General features: G+C 57.7%; 15 protein-coding genes and 2 pseudogenes. 5 read left to right on the top strand and 12 right to left on the bottom strand.

Going from position 1 to position 14776, the window contains the following annotated elements:
- Positions 1–17 precede the first annotated feature (17 nt).
- From sspB to zapE, 5 genes are all read right to left on the bottom strand, one after another.
- Positions 18–518 (bottom strand): ClpXP protease specificity-enhancing factor, encoded by a 501-nt coding sequence (gene sspB, locus JZM24_RS12660; RefSeq protein WP_215669876.1) that lies wholly within the window; start codon positions 516–518, stop codon positions 18–20.
- Positions 519–522: 4 nt separating this feature from the next.
- Entirely contained in the window at positions 523–1164 is a 642-nt protein-coding gene (gene sspA, locus JZM24_RS12665) for a stringent starvation protein SspA (protein ID WP_215669877.1), read from the bottom strand.
- A gap of 323 nt (positions 1165–1487) precedes the next feature.
- Positions 1488–1880, bottom strand: a complete 393-nt coding sequence (rpsI, locus tag JZM24_RS12670) for a 30S ribosomal protein S9 (protein ID WP_215669878.1) — start codon at positions 1878–1880, stop codon at positions 1488–1490.
- Between the two features lie 15 nt (positions 1881–1895).
- A complete protein-coding gene (gene rplM / locus JZM24_RS12675) occupies positions 1896–2324 on the bottom strand; it encodes a 50S ribosomal protein L13 (RefSeq protein ID WP_215669879.1) in 429 nt (142 codons plus the stop codon).
- 250 nt (positions 2325–2574) lie between these two features.
- Positions 2575–3711, bottom strand: coding sequence for a cell division protein ZapE (zapE, locus tag JZM24_RS12680; RefSeq protein ID WP_215669880.1), 1137 nt, complete (start codon positions 3709–3711; stop codon positions 2575–2577).
- A gap of 206 nt (positions 3712–3917) precedes the next feature.
- Between zapE and zapG the strand changes: the two genes are divergently transcribed.
- From zapG to degS, 3 genes are all read left to right on the top strand, one after another.
- Positions 3918–4277, top strand: a complete 360-nt coding sequence (gene zapG / locus JZM24_RS12685; RefSeq protein WP_215669881.1) for a Z-ring associated protein ZapG — start codon at positions 3918–3920, stop codon at positions 4275–4277.
- 191 nt (positions 4278–4468) lie between these two features.
- Complete coding sequence (degQ, locus tag JZM24_RS12690; RefSeq protein WP_215669882.1) at positions 4469–5839, top strand: serine endoprotease DegQ; 1371 nt, start codon at positions 4469–4471, stop codon at positions 5837–5839.
- An 85-nt stretch (positions 5840–5924) separates the two neighbouring features.
- Positions 5925–6989, top strand: coding sequence for an outer membrane-stress sensor serine endopeptidase DegS (gene degS, locus JZM24_RS12695; RefSeq protein ID WP_215669883.1), 1065 nt, complete (start codon positions 5925–5927; stop codon positions 6987–6989).
- A 249-nt stretch (positions 6990–7238) separates the two neighbouring features.
- Here degS and murA read toward each other — a convergent pair whose 3' ends face one another.
- From murA to mlaF, 7 genes and pseudogenes are all read right to left on the bottom strand, one after another.
- The gene (murA, locus tag JZM24_RS12700) at positions 7239–8498 is read right to left on the bottom strand and encodes a UDP-N-acetylglucosamine 1-carboxyvinyltransferase (protein ID WP_215669884.1); all 1260 of its coding nucleotides are present in this window, start codon (positions 8496–8498) and stop codon (positions 7239–7241) included.
- A gap of 53 nt (positions 8499–8551) precedes the next feature.
- A complete protein-coding gene (ibaG, locus tag JZM24_RS12705; protein ID WP_215669885.1) occupies positions 8552–8806 on the bottom strand; it encodes a BolA family protein in 255 nt (84 codons plus the stop codon).
- Between the two features lie 359 nt (positions 8807–9165).
- Positions 9166–9474, bottom strand: coding sequence for a lipid asymmetry maintenance protein MlaB (gene mlaB / locus JZM24_RS12710; RefSeq protein WP_215669886.1), 309 nt, complete (start codon positions 9472–9474; stop codon positions 9166–9168).
- Positions 9467–10102 (bottom strand): phospholipid-binding protein MlaC, encoded by a 636-nt coding sequence (gene mlaC / locus JZM24_RS12715; protein WP_215669887.1) that lies wholly within the window; start codon positions 10100–10102, stop codon positions 9467–9469. Before mlaC ends, mlaB begins: the two co-directional genes overlap by 8 nt.
- A gap of 294 nt (positions 10103–10396) precedes the next feature.
- Positions 10397–10942: pseudogene (gene mlaD / locus JZM24_RS12720) on the bottom strand (outer membrane lipid asymmetry maintenance protein MlaD); the annotation flags it as partial.
- A gap of 4 nt (positions 10943–10946) precedes the next feature.
- Positions 10947–11729 (bottom strand): lipid asymmetry maintenance ABC transporter permease subunit MlaE, encoded by a 783-nt coding sequence (gene mlaE / locus JZM24_RS12725; RefSeq protein WP_215669888.1) that lies wholly within the window; start codon positions 11727–11729, stop codon positions 10947–10949.
- Between the two features lie 8 nt (positions 11730–11737).
- On the bottom strand, positions 11738–12547 hold the full coding sequence (gene mlaF / locus JZM24_RS12730; RefSeq protein ID WP_215669889.1) for a phospholipid ABC transporter ATP-binding protein MlaF: 810 nt from the start codon (positions 12545–12547) through the stop codon (positions 11738–11740).
- Positions 12548–12795: 248 nt separating this feature from the next.
- Here mlaF and JZM24_RS12735 point away from each other — a divergent pair.
- Positions 12796–13747, top strand: a pseudogene (locus JZM24_RS12735) (calcium/sodium antiporter).
- Between the two features lie 33 nt (positions 13748–13780).
- Positions 13781–14767, top strand: a complete 987-nt coding sequence (gene kdsD / locus JZM24_RS12740; RefSeq protein WP_215669890.1) for an arabinose-5-phosphate isomerase KdsD — start codon at positions 13781–13783, stop codon at positions 14765–14767.
- Positions 14768–14776: the final 9 nt, after the last annotated feature.

A 14776-nucleotide genomic window follows, 5' to 3' on the forward strand; every position in this document is an offset into this window, starting at 1 on the left:
CCCGGCGCCGCAGTTGCTTACTTCACCACGCGCAATGATGGACGTCCACCGCCGCGTGGCGGCGTGGGCGGCTCGTCCTCGGGGTCGTCAGCCTGCGCATTATCCGTCCGGTCGCCATCGATCACCGACATGACGGTTTCCGGCGCCGGCTCTCTAGCGCTGTCGTCGTCTGCCAGGGCCAGCTGCTCGTAGGCCACTTCAGGCTCGAACATGGTGCCGGCGCCGTTTTCGCGCGCGTAGATAGCCAGCACGGCCGCCATCGGCACTACTACCTGGCGCGGTACACCGCCAAAGCGGGCATTAAACTGCACGTCGTCGTTGCCCAGCGTCAGATTCGCCACGGCGCGCGGTGCGATATTCAGCACGATTTGCCCGTCGCGGGCAAATTCCATTGGCACCATCACACCATCCACGGTGACATCCACTACCAGATGCGGCGTCAGCTGATTATCAAGCAACCATTCGTAAAAAGCCCGCAACAGATATGGTCGGCGCGGCGAAAGCTGAGTCACCTCCATCCCATTACCCCCTGGTCTGCCGGCGCATTTCGCGCTCGGCTTCGGTCAGCGAGGCCAGGAAGGCATCGCGTTCAAATACGCGCGTCATATACCCTTTCAGCTCTTTGGCCCCCGCGCCGGCCAGTTCAATACCCAGCTGCGGTAAACGCCACAGCAGCGGTGCCAGGTAGCAATCCACCAGGCTGAACTCTTCGCTCATAAAGAACGGCGCTTCGTTAAACACCGGCGCCACCGCCAGCAGTTCCTCGCGCAGCTGACGGCGGGAATTGTCCGCTTCGCTGCCGCTGCTTTGCTCGATTTTGCGCATCAGCGTATACCAATCGTTCTCGATGCGGTGCATCATCAGGCGGCTGGTACCGCGCGCCACCGGATAAACCGGCATTAGCGGCGGATGAGGAAACCGTTCATCCAGGTATTCCATGATAATGCGGGATTCATAAAGCGTCAGCTCGCGATCGACCAGCGTCGGCACGGTGCGGTAAGGGTTAAGGTCAATCAGGTCCTGCGGCAGATTATCCATCTCAACCTGCTCAATTTCGACACTCACCCCTTTTTCCGCCAGCACGATGCGTACTTGATGGCTGAAAATGTCGGTCGTGCCGGAAAACAGCGTCATCACCGAACGTTTGTTGGCAGCGACAGCCATGAAAACCTCCAAGTTTATTGAGAAAATACCGCGAATAACCCTAACCCAGGGTTATTTTCCTGATTTGTCCGCCGTTAACCCGTAGCCACTTTGCCCGCGGCAACCGGAGCCGAAAAGCTTGCAACTGGTTAACAAAACGCCAGCCGAGTAAACAGGCATATAAGCGTTGGCTAGTTTATCAGATTTTGCCTGTTTTGTGGGGCACGATATGGCAAATCAGCGTGAATAACTGGCTGCGGTGGATATTCCAGGCGGGTCAGGACGCGATAAATAAAAAAGCCCGGACGGGTCCGGGCTTTTTTGCTGCAGTGAATACTGCGAAATTAACGTTTGGAGAACTGCGGACGACGGCGTGCTTTACGCAGACCGACTTTCTTACGTTCAACCTGACGGGCATCACGAGTAACGAGACCGGCTTTGCGCAGATCTGCGCGCAGCGTTTCGTCATATTCCATCAGCGCACGGGTAATACCGTGGCGAATGGCGCCTGCCTGCCCAGAGATGCCGCCACCCTTAACGGTGATGTACAAATCCAGTTTGCCCACCATGTCGACCAGTTCCAGCGGCTGACGAACCACCATGCGGGCGGTTTCACGACCGAAGTACTGATCCAGACTACGCTGGTTAATAACGATGTTGCCGCTGCCCGCCTTAACGAAGACGCGAGCGGAAGAGCTTTTGCGGCGACCAGTGCCGTAATATTGATTTTCAGCCATTGCCTATAATCCCGATTAAATGTCCAGAACTTGCGGTTTCTGTGCCGCGTGGTTGTGCTCGGTACCGGCGTAAACTTTTAGTTTACGGAACATAGCACGACCCAGCGGGCCTTTTGGCAGCATGCCTTTAACCGCGATTTCAATCACACTCTCAGGGCGGCGAGCAATCATCTCTTCAAAGGTCGCTTGTTTGATACCACCGCCGTGGCCGGTGTAATGATAGTAGATCTTGTCGTTACGCTTGTTGCCGGTAACGGCTACTCTGTCAGCGTTCAGAACGATAAGATAATCACCGGTATCCACATGCGGCGTATATTCCGCTTTATGCTTGCCGCGCAGACGACGAGCCAGTTCGGTAGCAAGACGGCCAAGGGTTTTCCCTTCAGCGTCGACAACATACCAGTCACGTTTGACCGTTTCCGGCTTTGCTGTAAAAGTTTTCATTAAAAGCTTACCCAATTTAAGTTACACGTTGGTGAACACCCAAACGCTTCAATGAACAGTTATGAGGCTCACACGGCTTTCAGTCCAGAAAACCTACCCCTTCGAGTAGCCGTTGCTGGCGCAATTGAAGTTTTGGGAAAAAACCTCAATGTAACGTGGGGTCGCAAGATTAGATTATAGAGAAGTCGACCACAAAGATCGACCCCTTTTTTACCTTATCAGGGCTGATGCGCCAGCCTGGGACACCTCGCTAAGGCTGATGCGCCAGTCTGAGGTACTCCTCGCTCTGCATTTCCTGCAAACGCGACAGGCAGCGCTGATACTCGAAGCGCAGCAGCTGTCCATGATACAACGCCGACATCGGCACGCTGGCGCCGACCACCAGCTTGACGCGGCGTTCGTAAAACTCATCCACCAGCGCCAGAAAGCGGCGGGCGGTATTCTCCTGATCGCCGCCCATCGGCTGCACATTATGCAGCAGAACGCTGTGAAAGCGTTCAGACAGCACGATATAGTCGTTTTGGCTGCGCGTGCCGCCGCATAACTCGGCGAAATCCAGCGCCACCACGCCATCGGTCACGCCTAATGTCGGCAGCGGGCGGTGATTGATTTCCAGCGCCGGCGCATCGCCGTCCAGGGCAAGGTGTTTCCCCGCCAAGGCGCTGAACATCTGCGCCATCGCCCGGTCGGTCTCGTAACCAAGGGGAGTGAGCCACAAATTGGCCTGCGTCAGGGTGCGCAGGCGGTAATCAATGCCGGCATCCACATTCATGACCGCGCAGTGGCGTTTGATAAGTTCTATGGCCGGCAGAAAACGCGCGTGCTGCAGGCCGTTACGGTAAAGATCGTCCGGTGGAATATTGGAGGTGGCCACCAGCGTAATCCCGCGCGCAAACAGCGCCTGCATCAGGGTGCCAAGCAGCATCGCGTCGGTAATATCGGTCACGAAGAATTCGTCGAAACAGAGTACGTCGGTTTCGGCCTTGAAGCCGTCGGCAATGATCTCCAGCGGATCCTGGTGGCCCTGCAGGCGGGTCATCTCCTCATGCACCCGCAGCATGAAGCGGTGGAAGTGCAGCCGCAGTTTACGCTCGCCGGGCAGGCTGCGGTAAAATAAATCCATCAGCCAGGTCTTGCCTCTGCCCACCCCGCCCCACATATATAAACCCGGGACCGGTTCGTCGGTTGCGCGCTCGCTTTTGCCCAGCCATTTTTTGCCCAGCCGGCCGAGCAGGCCCGATGGGGCGCTGGCGGCGGTTTGCGCCGCACTCAACTGCTGGTGAATGTGGTCCAGACGGGCGATGGCGGCGGCCTGGACGTCATCGGGCTGATACTCCCCTTGCGCCAGCATCTGCTGATAAAGGGACAACGGCGAAGTGGCTTGCATGTGGCTGACGTTCCCTGAATGAAAGGTTAAAAAAAGCGCGTGCCGCACATCCTAAACAGCGGCGCGGTCGAACACAATAGCCCGGCGCCCCGGCTGGTAACCCGTCGTCACACTCTCCGGTTCCACTGATGGCGCGTTAGCGGTTATAGTGAAGCTAGCTGTGTATTAAACCCTACGGGACAACGAAGTCAAAAATAGGAGTCATTATGACCTGGGAATATGCGCTGATCGGATTGGTGGTGGGCATTATTATCGGTGCGGTCGCCATGCGTTTCGGTAACCGTAAGCTGCGTCAGCAGCAAACGCTTCAGCACGAGCTGGAGAAAAGCAAAGCCGATCTGGACGAGTATCGTCAAGAGCTGACCAGCCATTTCGCCCGCAGCGCGGAATTGCTGGACAATATGGCCGACGATTACCGTCAGCTCTATCAGCATATGTCCAAGAGCTCCAATAGCCTGCTGCCGGATCAGCGTAGTAAAGATAATCCGTTCCGCTATCGCCTTACCGAGGCGGAAGCGGACAACGATCAAATCCCGGCGGAAATGCAGCCGCGGGATTACCCGTAAAGCGCCAGCGTCTTGCTGCGCACGACGCGCGGCTTGCGAAAATAGCGCCCACAACCCGTGGTGTTGCCAGCGTCGGCGCGCCCCTAGGCTGAATTTTCCCCGCCCGGCAGGGTCATAGTGGCGATTATGATGCCGTCACCGGGTGCCTGGACCAGGGTATCTGATATGAAAACGAGCGAGTTAAGGTTACAATGAAAACGACACCACTCTTCAGCGCACTGGCACTCAGCATCGGGCTGAGCCTGATTCCCTTTTCGGCATCGCGTGCGGCGTTGCCGGCCGAAGTGGCGGGGCAATCCATGCCAAGCCTGGCGCCCATGCTGACTAAAGTTCTGCCAGCGGTAGTAAGCGTTCACGTCGAGGGCTCCCAACCGATCCGACGTCCCGCGCTGCCTAAGGAGTTCAAATACTTCTTCTGGCCCGACACCCCGGGTGGCAACGGTGGGACGCGCCCGTTTGAAGGGTTGGGTTCGGGGGTCATCATCAACGCCGCGAAAGGCTATGTGATCACTAATAATCATGTGGTCAACGGCGCGGACAAGATTAAAGTGCAGCTTAATGACGGCCGTGAATTTGATGCCAAACTGGTCGGGCACGATGAGCAGACCGATCTGGCGCTATTGCATTTGCCGGCGCCGAAAAACCTCAGCGAGGTGACCATGGCCGACTCCGACACTCTGAAAGTCGGGGATTTCGCCGTCGCGGTGGGCAACCCGTTCGGTCTCGGCCAGACCGCCACGTCAGGTATCGTTTCCGCTCTGGGCCGCAGCGGCCTTAATCTGGAGGGCCTGGAAAACTTCATCCAGACCGACGCCTCCATTAACCGCGGCAATTCCGGCGGCGCGCTGGTCAACCTCAACGGCGAGCTGATTGGTATCAATACCGCCATTCTGGCGCCGTGGGGCGGTAACATCGGTATCGGTTTCGCTATCCCCAGCAATATCGTCAAAAACTTGAGTCAGCAATTAATTGAATATGGCGAAGTCAAACGCGGCCAATTGGGCATCAAAGGCACCGAGCTGACCGCCGATATTGCCAAAGCCTTCAATATCGATGCTCAGCGTGGCGCCTTCGTCAGCGAAGTGCTGCCGAATTCCGCCGCCGCCAAAGCCGGTATCAAAGCCGGCGATATCATTGTTTCGGTGGAAGGCAAGCCGATTCAGAGTTTCGCCGAACTGCGGGTCAAGGTCGGTACTACCGCGCCCGGTAAATCCGTCAAGCTTGGCCTGCTGCGCAACGGCAAAGCGCAAACGGCCTCGGTGGTCCTGGATGACAGTTCATCCGCCACTACCAGCGAAGAGATCCTCACCCCAGCGCTGCAAGGGGCTTCCCTCAGCAATGGCCAGTTGAAAGACGGCACTAAGGGCGTTCAGGTGGAGGAAGTGGTAAAAGACTCCCCCGCCGCCGCAATCGGTTTGCAAAAGGGCGATGTGATTGTCGGTCTGAACCGAGAACGGGTACAAAGCGTGGCGCAGCTACGCAAAGTGCTGGAGGCCAAACCGTCGGTCATGGCGCTGAATATCGTGCGTGGCGACGCGAGTATTTTCTTGTTATTGCGCTAAGCAATTAAAAAAACGGACGCCGGCGCTGCGGTGTCCGTTTAACTCGTGCTATCCTGCCGCTTTTTCCATTACCCCTGCGAGTCCCATGCTCCTAAAGTTGCTTCGTGCCGTGATCATCGGTTTCATTGTCGCAGCCATGTTGCTGGTACTGGTGCCTACGCTTCGCTCCACTACCGGCCAATTACTGCACCCTGACGATAATAACGATAGCGAACAGCCCGTCAGTTACAATCAGGGGGTGCGACGCGCTGCGCCGGCGGTGGTGTATGTCTACAATCGCAGCATGAACAGCAGCGCCCACAATCAGCTGGAAATTCGCACGCTAGGCTCTGGCGTGATTATGAATCAGAAAGGCTACCTGCTGACCAACAAACATGTTATCAACGATGCTGAGCAGATTATTGTCGCATTGCAGGATGGCCGGGTCTTTGAAGCGCTGCTGGTCGGTTCGGACAGCCTGACCGATCTGGCGGTGCTGAAAATCGACGCCAGTAACCTGCCGGTGATCCCCATCAATCCCAACCGGCAGCCTCACATCGGCGACGTCGTCATGGCCATCGGTAATCCCTACAATTTGGGACAGACCATCACCCAGGGCATTATCAGCGCCACCGGCCGCATCGGCCTTAGCCCCTCCGGGCGGCAAAATTTCCTGCAGACCGACGCGTCTATCAATCACGGCAACTCCGGCGGTGCGCTGATTAACACGCTAGGGGAGTTGGTGGGCATCAATACCCTGTCGTTCGATAAAAGCAACAACGGCGAAACACCGGAAGGGATCGGTTTTGCCATTCCTACCGCGCTGGCCACCAAGGTGATGAACAAGCTGATTCGCGACGGCCGGGTGATCCGCGGTTATATCGGTATCGGCGGCCGTGAAGTGGCACCGATGCACAACGGCGGCGGCCTTGATCGTATTCAGTGGATCATCGTCAACGAAGTGACCCACGGCGGCCCGGCGGCGCAAGCCGGCATTCAGGTGGAGGATGTGATCCTGAGCGTAAACCACAAACCTGCCATCTCCGCCATTGAAACGATGGATCAGGTGGCGGAAATTCGTCCCGGATCGCGCATTCCGGTCGAGATCCTGCGTAACGGCAAGAAGTTGACGGTGGAGGTCACTATTCAGGAGTACCCGGCCTCAAATTAACCTGCCGTGTCCGCAACAGTGACGTTACGGCGGCGGTAGGGCATAGTGGCAGGTAAAGCGCTGCGCCCGCCGGCATACGGCGGCAGCTAAGGGCGGGCGGCAGAAGGTACACAATCGGCTCACGGCCGTTCCAGCCGCCAGCCCACAAAGGCCGACCCGTCGAGCAAGACACCAAACCACAAAGGCCACCCCGGCGAGCGGGACACCAAACCGCAGCGCGCGCCCGTGAGCAAAACGGCGAGCGCGGCTTTACTCGCCGCTGATCCGTTCGATATTGGCGCCCATACGCCGCAATTTTTTCTCGATGCAGTCGTAACCGCGATCGATATGATAAATGCGGTCCACCACCGTTACGCCCTCGGCGATACAGCCGGCCAGCACCAGGCTGGCGGAGGCGCGCAAATCGGTCGCCATCACCTGTGCCCCCGACAGCGTCTCAACGCCGTGGCAAATAACGGTGTTACTTTCGATTTCCGCATGTGCCCCCATCCGAATCAGTTCGGGGACGTGCATGAAACGGTTTTCAAAAATAGTCTCGGTTATTACGCCGGTCCCGTCGGCTACCAGATTAAGCAGACTGAACTGCGCCTGCATATCGGTGGGAAAACCGGGATGCGGGGCGGTGCGCACCGTAACCGCTTTCGGGCGCTGGCCGTGCATATCCAGGCTTATCCAGTCGTCGCCGACGGCGATATCCGCGCCCGCTTCGCGCAGCTTGGCCAGGACGGCATCCAGCGTATCGGGGCGGGTGGCATGGCACACCACGCGGCCGCGGGAGATAGCCGCCGCCACCAGAAAAGTGCCGGTTTCAATGCGATCGGGCAGTACGCGATAGACGCCGCCGCCGAGTCGCTCAACGCCGTCGACGGTAATTTTATCGGTACCGGCACCGCTAATTTTCGCGCCCAGAGTAATAAGGAAATTGGCGGTGTCGACAATCTCCGGTTCGCGGGCGGCATTTTCAATGATGGTGGTGCCGGTTGCCAATGTCGCGGCGCTCATAATCGTTACCGTGGCGCCGACGCTGACTTTATCCATGACGATATGCGCACCGCGCAAACGGCCGTCCACCGAAGCTTTGACGTAGCCCTCTTCCAGCTTGATGGTGGCGCCCAACTGCTCCAGGCCGCTGATATGCAAATCCACGGGACGCGCGCCGATGGCGCAGCCTCCCGGTAAAGAGACCTGCCCCTGGCCGAAACGAGCCACCAGCGGCCCCAGCGCCCAAATCGATGCACGCATGGTTTTCACCAGCTCATAGGGCGCGCAGTAAACGTCAACGTCGCTGGCGTCCACATGCACCGACCCATTCCGTTCAACTCTGGCGCCGAGCTGGCCGAGTAGTTTCATGGTGGTGTCGATATCTTTTAACTTGGGAACGTTTTGTATCTCAACCGGCTCTTCCGCCAGCAACGCGGCGAATAAAATCGGCAACGCGGCATTTTTGGCGCCCGAAATGGTGACCTCGCCGCTTAACCGGGTAGGACCCTGGACACGAAATTTATCCATTACGACTGCTCTCTGTATTTAACGGGAAGGCTGTTGGCCGCCAGGATCAACATTTAAAAACCGTTCAGCTTGCGATCGCGCTGCCACTCGTCTGGGGTGTAGGCTTTGATCGATAAGGCGTGGATGCGGTTATCCGAAATATACGCCATCAGCGGCGCATATATCGTTTGCTGTTTTTTCACCCGGCTCATGCCGGCGAACTGCTCACTGACCGCAATAACCTGAAAATGGCTACCGTCGCCGCTTACGTGGGCTTCGTCCAGCGCCAGGGCTTTCATCAGCACCGCTTTGATTTCACTTGTTTCCATATAAAGTCTGTCTTTTCAGGGTCGGGAATCAGACCGCTATCTTAGAGGAATCCGCCGCGCTCGGGAACAGGCAAAGCAATTAAACGTGATTCTTTACGTCGTCCCGCCTGGGATCACCATGACGGTAGACAAGGCAGCGGGGAGCGGCGCGACGACCTGTTAAACCATCGTGCGCGACGTTTGCCAAAAAAGCTAGGATGATGATAACGGTACGTGTGACGCCGGCGCAGTGACGCGACGGCCTTCAACGCAGCGCGTGAGGCGCCGCAGTGACGGGTCAGCCTATCAACGTAGCGCACGAGGCGCCGCAGTGAAGGGTCAGCCTGTCAATGCGAGGCGCGAGGCGCTGCAGGGACGGGTCAGGTGCCCACAGACGGCGTGCAGGGCAGGATCGCCTGCAGTTTGTACAGCGCGATAAGCGTACGCAGTCTATCGGTGACGCCGGTAAGCGCAAGCGTAGCGCCCCGCTGCTGCTGATAATGATAAAAATGCAGCATCAGCGCCACCCCGGCGGAATCAACGCGCCGCAGATCGGAGACATCCAGAAAACGGACACCGTCAAGCAACGACTGCCGTTGTTGCCAAAGCGTTAGCAGCGTATCGCGATCCAGCTCTCCCTGCAGGATTAATGTTTGCCCCTGCGTAAGCAAGCTCAGTCCCTCAGCCATTGCGCTGCTTATCCAGGGTAATCGGCGTCCTGGCGGCGGCCTGCAATTGCTGGGTCAGCCCGTCGATGCCTTTGGTGCGCAGCGTGGAGGCCCACTCGTTTTGCTTGGTCGTAATCATGCTGACCCCTTCGGCTATCATGTCGTAGGCCTGCCAGTTGCCAGAGACGCTGTTTTTACGCCACTGGAAATCAAGGCGTACCGGCGGCCGGCCGCCCTGGTCAATAATCGTGACGCGAATAGCCACAATCGTAGCGTCACCGAACGGTTTTTCCGGCGCGATTTGGTAGGTTTGGTTGCTATAAAGCGCCAGCGCCTGGCCGTAGGCCTGTTCCAGATAGTCCTGGAACGCTTTGAAATAGGCGTCGCGCGGCGCCGGCGTCGCCTCGCGGTAATAGCGCCCCAGCACCAACGCGCCGGCATATTTCACCTGCACATAGGGGAGCAACTCTTCCCGCACCACGGTGCGCAGATAATTGGGATCCTGACGGATTTTGCCCTGTTCATTCTTCAGGCGGGTAAAGGTTTTGCTCGCTGCATCATTCATCAAACGATAAGGGTTGGTCTGATCGGCAGCCTGTGTTAGTGGCGCAATCGCCAGCAGCGCCACCATTAATAAACGTTTAAGCATGCATTTCTCCTGTTAGGGTTGCGCCGCCGCGCCTGGTGGGACGGGACAACCGGGTGGTGACGCTGACGACATACGCGCGTCGCCTGGTATCAATGATAAGGCGACGGCCGTAAAACCTATCCGACCGCGGGAATAACGCTATTGAGCGGACGCACCGCCGTTGCTGCTACTCTGGACTGCGCCGGAGGATCCATTACCGCTATTAGCGCCGTTGGTCTGGCCCGCGCCGGCGCCATTACCGCTATCGGCGCCATTGGTCTGGCCTGCGCCTGCGCCATTACCGCTATTAGCGCCGTTAGTCTGGCCTGCGCCGGTCACATTGCCGTTATCGGCGCCGTTAGTCTGGTCCGCGCCGGCGGCGTTATTGTCGCCGCTTCCGCTCTTGTAGAGGAACTGACCGATCAAATCCTCCAGCACGATGGCCGACTTGGTATCCTGGATCACACCGCCGTCTTTCAGAATAGAGGTGCCCATTTCCGGATCATCGAAACCGATATTCAGCGCCAGATACTGTTCCCCCAACAGGCCCGAGGTGCGGATCGCCAGGGAACTGGTATCGGGTATATGATTATAGGTCTGTTCAATGTCCATGGTGACTTTCGGCGTATAGGTTTGCGGATCGAGGGTAATATCCGTGACCCGACCGATAACCACCCCGCCAACCCGCACCGGCGAACGCACCTTAAGACCGCCGATGTTATCGAAAGAAGCGCTGATTCGATAAGTTGCGGCATTGCTCACCGAACGGATATCCGCCACCTTCAAACAAAGAAACACGATGGCGCAGAGGGCGATAATCATAAACGCGCCGATCCAGATTTCACTTTTTTTGGTTTGCATTCACTCAGTTCCCAAACATCAGTGCCGTCAGCACAAAATCCAATCCCAACACCGCCAGCGAAGCGTGCACCACCGTGCGAGTGGTTGCGCGGCTTATCCCTTCGGAGGTCGGGATTGCGTCGTAACCATTGAAAAGCGCAATCCAGGTGACGGTGATAGCGAAAACCACACTCTTGATGACACAGTTTACCAAATCTTGCCGCCAGTCCACGGCACCCTGCATTGCGGACCAGAAGAAGCCGCTGTCGATTCCTTTCCATTCGACGCCGACCACGGCGCCGCACCAGATGCCAACCGCAACGAAAATCGCCGTCAGCAGCGGCATACTGATAACGCCGGCCCAAAAACGCGGAGCCACTACCCGGCGCAGCGGATCCACCGCCATCATCTCCAGACTGGAAAGCTGCTCGGTGGCCTTCATCAAGCCTATCTCGGCGGTAAGCGCAGAACCCGCCCGGCCGGCAAACAGCAGCGCGGTCACCACCGGCCCCAGCTCGCGCAACAGCGATAGCGCGACCAGCATGCCCAGGCTGGATTCCGCGCTGTAGGTGGTGAGGATAATGTAGCCCTGCAACCCCAGCACCATACCGATAAACAGGCCAGATACCATAATAATCACCAGCGATAATACGCCGACGCCGTAAAGTTGTTTGACCAGCAGCGGCCATTGTTCGCGCAGCGCCGGTTTGCCTATCAGCGCATTAAATAGCATGACACCGGCCCGGCCAAAACCGTGGCAGATGTTGATCCCCCGGCGTCCGAAGGACGCGATTGCTTCTCGTACCATGACTGAGGTTAACTCCCTGCGCCCAATAGCTGGGTCTGATAATCTTCGGCGGGAACGTTAAAGGGAACAGGCCCATCGGCGATACCGTCGAGAAATTGCCTCACCCGCGAGTCCTGATTGTCACGCAGGCTGGCCGGCGTCCCTTCCGCCACGACGTGCTGCTCGGCCACAATATAGGCGTAATCGGCGATGCTCAATACCTCCGGCACGTCGTGGGACACGACGATACAGGTAACGCCGAGCGCATGATTCAGCTCGTCAATAAGCTTGACCAACACCCCCATGGTGATCGGGTCTTGTCCCACAAACGGCTCATCGAACATAATCAGCTCAGGATCCAACGCGATAGCCCGGGCCATCGCCGCACGGCGCGCCATACCGCCGGACAGCTCGGCCGGCATCAGCGATGACGCCCCGCGCAACCCCACTGCCTCAAGCTTCATCAGCACCGTGCTGCGCAGCACCGGCTCCGGCAAACACGTATGCCGCCGCAGCGGGAATGCCACATTCTCGAAGACGTTAATGTCAGTAAACAGCGCACCGGACTGGAAAAGCATGCTGATTTTTTTTCGTACCTCATACAGCCGGCGGCGCGACAAGGTGGGTATATTGTCGCCATCTACCCAGATTTCGCCGCTGTCCGGCGGCAACTGACCGCCGATGAGGCGCAGCAGCGTCGTTTTACCGATGCCCGATGGTCCCATGATCGCCGTCACTTTGCCGCGCGGAAACTGCATGCTGATATTATCGAAAATAACGCGATCGCCCCGACGAAAGCTTAATCCGCGAATCTCGACCAGGTTATCGCTCTGGTTCATAGTTGACTGTCCTTTTCTTCCTACACCCACGGTCTGCAGTGATGATAGTAAAGCAAGCAAGCCATTTCATCGAACTTTTCTCGACCAATCAGGCCCGTCGCCGCGGATAACTTTATCGTCGTGTTTTACTTTTAGCCGTTAGACGGTCAAAATTAATGCCAGTTTGCGTTTATTGACCGCCTTTCGTCACCCTTAAAGGGCTATGATGCGCCAACGGAACAGGTTTTTGCTCAAGCCAAGGATTTATCATGCTTTTTGCCACGTCATTATTCATTATTGGCCTCATTCTATTGGTTTATGGCGCGGACAGATTGGTCTATAGTGCGGCCGTATTAAGCCGCTCGCTCGGTGTTGCTCCCTGGCCTCATCGGCTGCACCATCGTTTCCTTCGGCACCTCTCTGCCGGAATTGCTGGTGTCGGTTACCGCCGCGCTTAACGACCAGACTGACATGGCGGTCGGCAATATCCTGGGTTCCAACATTATCAATGTCATGCTGATTGTCGGCTGCGCGGCGCTTATCCGCCCGGTCACCTTCCGCTCCGAGATAGTGCGGCGCGAGTTGCCGCTCCTGCTGCTGATTACCCTGCTGTGCGGCCTGCTGCTGGCGGACCATAGCCTCGGCAGGTTGGACGGCATTTTGCTGCTGGCGGAGGGCTATTTGCTGATTATCGTGACCATCTCCCGGCTGGCGCTGCGCGAGAGCAGCGACACGCTGACCCGCGAACAACTGGCGGAGCTGCCGCAGGATAGCAATAATACCGTCGCCGTCCTGTGGCTGGTGCTGGCGTTTATTATTCTGCCTATCTCGGCGCGGATGGTTATCGATAATGCCAGCGTGCTGGCGCGCTATTTTGGCCTGAGCGATCTGGTGGTCGTCCTGACGGTGCTGGCGATCGGCACCAGCCTGCCGGAACTGGCGACGCTTGTCGCCGGAGCGCTCAAGGGAGAAAATGATATTGCGCTGGGCAATGTTATTGGCTCCAATATCTTCAATAGTGTTATTGTGTTGGGCGTTCCCGCGCTGCTCTCCCCCGGCCCGTTCAATCCCGATGCTTTTGCCCGCGATTATTGGGTCATGCTGGCGGCGAGCGTTATCCTCGCCGCCCTGTGCCTGCGCAAACGACGCCGGATAAATCGCCTGTCGGGGGCCTTGCTGGTGTGTGGGTTCATCGCCTATCTCGCAGTGCTATTAATCTAGCTTCCAGCGCCGCGAATAATCAGGATATGTTTTATGTCGCAGAATACATTAGCGCCGGCCTTTGACTTTATCGCCGCCGGCAAGGAAGTTCTCGCTATTGAGCGGGCGGGTCTGGCGCAGCTGGATCAATATATCAACAACGATTTTCGCCGCGCCTGCGAAGCGCTGTTTCGCTGCGCCGGCAAAGTGGTGGTGATGGGCATGGGCAAATCCGGCCATATCGGCCGCAAGCTGGCCGCCACTTTCGCCAGTACCGGTACGCCGGCGTTTTTTGTCCATCCCGGCGAGGCCAGCCATGGTGATTTGGGCATGGTTTCGCCGCAGGATATCGTCATCGCGCTGTCCAATTCTGGTGAATCCCACGAGGTCCTGGCGCTGATTCCGGTGCTCAAACGTCTGCACATCCCCCTCATCTGCATGACCGGCAAACCGGAGAGCACCATGGGAAAAGCGGCGGAAATTCATTTGTGCGTGCATGTGCCTGAAGAAGCCTGCCCGCTGGGCCTGGCGCCAACCGCCAGCACCACCGCCGCGCTGGTCATGGGCGACGCGCTGGCGGTGGCGCTGCTGCGGGCGCGGGGATTTACCGCCGAGGACTTCGCCTTATCCCATCCGGGCGGCGCATTAGGACGCAAACTGCTGCTACGCGTAAGCGATATCATGCACAGCGGCGATGAAATGCCGCTCACCGCCCGCACGGCCTCGCTGCGCAATGCGCTACTTGAGATCACCCGCAAAAATCTTGGCATGACGGTGATTTGCGATGCGCACAATGTCATCGCCGGGATTTTCACCGATGGTGACCTGCGGCGGGTGTTTGATATGGGTATTGATCTCAATCAGGCGCGCATTACCGATGTCATGACCCCGGGTGGCGTACGCGTCGCGCCCGACATGCTGGCGGTGGAAGCGCTTAATCTCATGCAGGCGCGCCACATCACTTCGCTGCTGGTGGCGCAAGATGACCATCTATTAGGTGTAGTGCATATGCATGATATGCTACGCGCCGGCGTGATATAACAAGGAATA

It is taken from the genome of Candidatus Sodalis endolongispinus, from assembly GCF_018777395.1.
In the GTDB taxonomy this organism is placed as follows: domain Bacteria; phylum Pseudomonadota; class Gammaproteobacteria; order Enterobacterales; family Enterobacteriaceae; genus Sodalis_B; species Sodalis_B endolongispinus.